At 72.9% G+C, this 4,778-nt stretch carries 4 protein-coding genes; 1 reads left to right on the forward strand and 3 read right to left on the reverse strand.

Annotation, left to right across the window (positions count from 1 at the left end; translation table 11 throughout):
- Positions 1-58: 58 nt before the first annotated feature.
- Both ACFXA3_RS31800 and ACFXA3_RS31805 read right to left on the reverse strand, forming a co-directional pair.
- Positions 59-1,018 (reverse strand): hypothetical protein, encoded by a 960-nt coding sequence (locus tag ACFXA3_RS31800; RefSeq protein WP_385192415.1) that lies wholly within the window; start codon positions 1,016-1,018, stop codon positions 59-61.
- Positions 1,019-1,267: 249 nt separating this feature from the next.
- The gene (locus ACFXA3_RS31805; protein ID WP_385192417.1) at positions 1,268-2,410 is read right to left on the reverse strand and encodes a PP2C family protein-serine/threonine phosphatase; all 1,143 of its coding nucleotides are present in this window, start codon (positions 2,408-2,410) and stop codon (positions 1,268-1,270) included.
- 117 nt (positions 2,411-2,527) lie between these two features.
- On the opposite strand from ACFXA3_RS31805, the gene ACFXA3_RS31810 reads away from it, so the two are divergent.
- On the forward strand, positions 2,528-3,763 hold the full coding sequence (locus ACFXA3_RS31810; RefSeq protein WP_385192419.1) for a GNAT family N-acetyltransferase: 1,236 nt from the start codon (positions 2,528-2,530) through the stop codon (positions 3,761-3,763).
- Positions 3,764-3,865: 102 nt separating this feature from the next.
- On the opposite strand, the gene ACFXA3_RS31815 is transcribed toward ACFXA3_RS31810, so the two are convergent.
- Entirely contained in the window at positions 3,866-4,672 is an 807-nt protein-coding gene (locus tag ACFXA3_RS31815) for an Fpg/Nei family DNA glycosylase (RefSeq protein WP_385192421.1), read from the reverse strand.
- Positions 4,673-4,778 lie beyond the last annotated feature (106 nt).

The raw sequence follows: 4,778 nt of genomic DNA on the forward strand, positions 1-4,778 counted from the left end.
GGCGGGCCGGCGCGGCGGGGTTAAACCCCCCCCCCGGGCCGGCCTGCGGGCGCTGTGATCAGCCCTGCTCGTTGTCACCCGACGTGAAGCGGCCGAGCTCCGAGCTGTCGGCCGCGTGCAGCACGAGGGTCGAGTCCATGCCGTACGCGAGGTAGGCACCGGGGTTGCCCCACGACTCGGTGTTCCAGATGGCGCCGCCCTTGCCCTCGCCGCCGTTCTTCGAGTAGATGACGAAGTTGCCGTCCTTCTGCATCCGGGCGTACGCGCCGGGGCTGTAGGAACCGGCCGCGGTACGGACCTTGCCCGTGCTGCGCTCGAAGACGGCGAAGTAGCCGCGGTTGTCCATGGCGAGGACGGTGTTGGTGGCGGCCATCCACGTGCCGCGGTCCAGGTTCTCGCCACCGGTCAGCGTGTGGTCCGGCACCTCCCAGGTGCGCGTCGACCAGGCGGCCGACCCGTCCTTGCGGTAGACGACGAGGTTGGCGTCGTCCTGGAAGTCGAGGCGGGCGTTCGAGTTGCCCCACGTGGTGCTGCTCCAGACGGCAGCGCCCTTGACCCCGTTGACGTCCTTCTTGTAGATGACGAAGTTGCCGTCGGCCTGGAACTCGGCGTAGGCGCCGGGGTTGCCGTACGTGCCGGAGGCCCACAGCTCGGCGCCGGCCTTGTGGTCCAGGACCAGGTTGCCGTCGGGCTGCATGTAGAGGAAGCCGTTGGCGGTCGCGATGTACTCGTCGGACTTGAGCACCTCGCCCGGCTTCAGCGAGACGGTGCCCGCAGCGGCGACCCCCGCCGCCTGGCTCGACGCCCTGGCCTCGGCCTTGGCCTTGGGCGTGGCGGCGGCAGCGGTCGTGGCCTTGGCCTTGGCGCTCGCGGGCAGCTTCTTGGGCTGGATCTTGTCGGCCACCGGCTTGATGGTCTTGCCCTCGGCGGCCTGCGCCGGGGCGCCCACGGCGCCGGCCGTGACGACGGCGGCGACGAGCGCGCCGGTCCACGCGGCGCGCTTGCGGTTGAGAGTCATACGTCCCCCCACGGAAGTGGCATGAAAATTGAACCTGTTCGATTCAACGGCGATCAGTGTGCACCGCGTTCGCCCGAAACACAAAGACGTTTCTGCTCCGTGCCCGGCAACGCCTTGCGATGCTGCCATCGACCACTGACACGCCCACCGGCAGGCCTGCCGACAGACCTGCCGACAGCTCCCCTGACGGTCCGCCAACAGGCCTGCCGACAGCTCCTCTGACGGTCCGCCGACAGGCTCGCCGACGGCTCAGGGTGAGCGGCGGATGAGCAGCAGGGCCCGGTCGTCGTTGACGTCCTTGGCGACCTTTTCGATCAGGTGCCAGGCGGCACCCTCCCAGCCCGCGGCGACGTAGCGGTCGGCTTCGCCGGTGAGCCGGTCGATGCCCTCGCTGATGTCACGGTCGGCGGTTTCGACCAGGCCGTCCGTGAACAGCATGAGGACGTCGCCGCGGCGGAGGTTGCCGCGGGCGGGTTCGAACTCGGCGCCGTCGTACACGCCGAGCAGCGGGCCCTCGCCGGACTTCTCCTGCCAGCGGCCGGTGCCCGCGGAGAGCTGGAGGGCGGGCAGGTGGCCGGCGGAGAGGAGTTCGTAGTCGCCGGTCTCCAGGTCCAGGACGAGGTGGATGGAAGTGGCGAAGCCCTCGTCCCAGTCCTGGCGGAGCAGGTAGCCGTTGGCGGCGGGCAGGAAGCCGTGCGGGGGCAGGGCGCCGAGCAGGCCGCCGAACGCGCCGGACAGCAGCAGGGCGCGGGAGCCGGCCTCCATGCCCTTGCCGGAGACGTCGGTCAGGACGATCTCCAGGGTGCGGCCGCCGTTCGTGCGGGCGGCGACGACGAAGTCGCCGGAGAAGGACTGGCCCCCGGCCGGGCGCAGGGCCATCTCGCGGTGCCAGCCGCGCGGCAGGGCGGGCAGCTTGCTCTGGACCCGGATGCGTTCGCGCAGGTCGAAGAGCATGGTGCCGCCGCGCCGCCAGGGCACGCCGACGCGGCTGCGGAACTGTGCGATGACGAGTCCGAAGAATCCGCAGGCGGCCACGACCAGGACCGTTCCGGGGGTGACCCGGGCCGGTCCCTCGGTGTACGGCCCGAGGACCAGGGCTTCGACGATGAGGGCCGCCGCGGAGGCCGCGTACAGGGCGAGCAGGCTCGCGGGGCGCAGCAGCAGGCCGCCGGCGACGATCGGCAGGACGAGGGCGGACGGCGAGAACCAGACGGGCAGCATGAGCGTGCCGCAGGCGATCGCGGGCACGGTCAGGAGGAGTCCGGCGAAGGCCAGCCAGTCGGAGGCGTCGCCGCGGAAGTAGTCCACGGCGGATTTGCGCAGGGTGGTGCGCGCCCGGTGCGAGAGCATGCCCGCCCGGGCCATGAGCGATTCCCTGCGTGCTCCGGCCATTGCTTCGGGACCTTATCCATCATGGCTGTGCGCGCGCAGGGGGACCCCCGGACCCGGAGGTCCCGGCCGGTCGAAAACCCGTCGACTGTGACGGAATGCCCTGGTAAGGATGACCGTATGGCTCTTGAGATGCGCGTATTGCAGTCCGATGAGTGGGATGTCTGGTACGACCACCTGGAACTGGCGTTCGGCGGGGTGCCGGAATCCGCCCAGGAGAGAGACCTCTACCGGTCCCTGACGGAGCCGGGGCGCTCACTGGGCGTCTGGGACGGCGAGACCTGCGTCGGCTCGGCCGGCGCCTTCTCCTTCCGCCTGTCGGTGCCGGGCGGGGCGCTGGTGCCGGCCGCCGGGGTCACGATGGTGGGGGTCGCGCCCACGCACCGCCGGCGCGGGGTGCTCACGTCGATGATGCGCCGTCAGCTGGACGACGTCCGGGCGGGTGGCGAGCCGCTCGCCGTGCTGACGGCCTCGGAGCCGGCGATCTACGGACGTTTCGGCTACGGCACGGCGACGTACGCGCTGTCCGTGACCGTCGACACCACGCGCGTCCGGCTCTCGCTGCCGGCCGGGACGGACGAGGTCCGGCTGCGGCTCGTCGATCCGCAGAAGGCGCTGCCGGACTGCGAGCAGGTGTACGCACAGCTGGTCGCCCGGCGGCCCGGCATGCCGGCGCGGCAGCCCGGCTGGGAGCGGTTCACGGTGCTGGACCCGGAGGCGGCCCGCGGGGGCGCTTCGCCGCTGAAGTGCGTGGTGGCCGAGCGGGCGGACGGCGAGGTGGCCGGGTACGCCCGCTACCGGGTCAGGGCCGACTGGGAGCCGCAGGGCCCGGAGGGCAAGGTCGAGGTGGCCGATCTCGACGCGCTGGACCCGGCGGTGACGGCCGCGCTGTGGCGCTACCTGTTCGAGCTCGACCTAACGTCCACGGTACGGGCGGGCAAGCGGCCGGTGGACGATCCGCTGCTCCACCTGGTCAGCGACATCAGGCGGTCGCGGCCGAGCCCGCGCGACTCCCTGCACCTGCGGCTGGTGGACCTGCCGGCGGCCTTGGAGGCGCGGACGTACGCGGGCCCGCTGGACGTGGTGATGGAGGTCGAGGACGCGTTCTGCCCGTGGAACGAGGGGCGGTGGCGGCTCGTCTGCGACGCGCAGGGCGCCGCCCGCTGCATGCGGACCGCGGACCCGGCGGACCTGGAGCTGTCGGTCCGGGAGCTGGGCTCGGCGTACCTCGGCGGGATCACCCTGAGCTCCCTGGCGGCGGCCGGCCGGGTGCGCGAGCTGGTCCCGGGCGCCCTGACGGCGGCCTCACGGGCCTTCACCTCCGACGTCTCCCCCTGGCTCCCCCACGGTTTCTGACCGAAGCCGAGGCCCGCCTCCCCCGGCCACCCCGCCCCGGACCGGGGCCGGCGCGGCCGGGGCGGGGCGCGGCCGGGGCCGGGGCCGCCGTGTTCCGTGCGGCTAGCGCTGCTGGCAGGCCGGGCACCAGAAGAGGTTGCGGGCCGCGAGGTCGGCGGTGCGGACCTCGGCCCCGCAGATGTGGCACGGCATGTTCGCCCTGCGGTAGACGTACACCTCGCCGCCGTGGTCGTCCACGCGGGGCGGGCGGCCCATCGCCTCGGGCAGGTGCTCGTCGCGGACGGTGTCGATCCGGTTGTTCCGCACGCCCTCGCGCATCAGCACCGCCAGGTCGGCCCACAGGGCGTCCCATTCGCCGCGCGTGAGGTCCTTGCCCAGCCGGTACGGGTCGATGCCGTGCCGGAAGAGGACCTCGGCGCGGTAGACGTTGCCGACGCCCGCGATCACCTTCTGGTCCATCAGCAGGGCGGCGACGGTGGTGCGGGAGCGGGAGATCCGCTTCCAGGCGCGGTCCGGGTCGTCGGCCGGGCGCAGCGGGTCGGGGCCGAGCCGTTCGTGCACCGCCTTCTTCTCGGCTTCGCCGATCAGGGCGCAGGCGGTGGGACCCCGCAGGTCGGCCCAGTGCTCGGGGTTGAGCAGGCGCAGCCGGACCGTGTCGGTGGCCGGGGGCGCCGGGGCGGGGCCGAAGCCGAGCTTGCCGAACAGGCCGAGGTGGATGTGGATCCAGGCGTCGCCGAGTTCCAGGAAGAGGTGTTTGCCGTGTGCCTCGGCGCTCTCCAGGTCCCGCCCGTCGAGGAGGGCGGCGCTCTCGGCGAACCGGCCCTGCGGGCTGCTCACCCGGACCGGCCGCCCTGCGAAGCGCTCGGTGTGGTCCTGGGCGAGGCGGTGGATCGTATGCCCCTCGGGCACGGCACTGCTCCTACGTCTGGAAAAGGCCCGTGGGGGGGGGGGGGGGGGGGAGAGGCGTGGGCAGGGGTCGTCGGCGCGAGAGGAGGGGGTGCTGGCGGGGGTGTGG

The organism is Streptomyces sp. NPDC059456, assembly GCF_042750055.1.
Lineage (GTDB): Bacteria > Actinomycetota > Actinomycetes > Streptomycetales > Streptomycetaceae > Streptomyces.

Bases quoted from the DNA above. Each gene is read 5' to 3' on its own strand.
- ACFXA3_RS31805 (WP_385192417.1), bottom strand. From the start codon at position 2,410: ATGGCCGGAGCACGCAGGGAATCGCTCATGGCCCGGGCGGGCATGCTC.
- ACFXA3_RS31810 (WP_385192419.1), top strand. From the start codon at position 2,528: ATGGCTCTTGAGATGCGCGTATTGCAGTCCGATGAGTGGGATGTCTGG.
- ACFXA3_RS31800 (WP_385192415.1), bottom strand. From the start codon at position 1,018: ATGACTCTCAACCGCAAGCGCGCCGCGTGGACCGGCGCGCTCGTCGCC.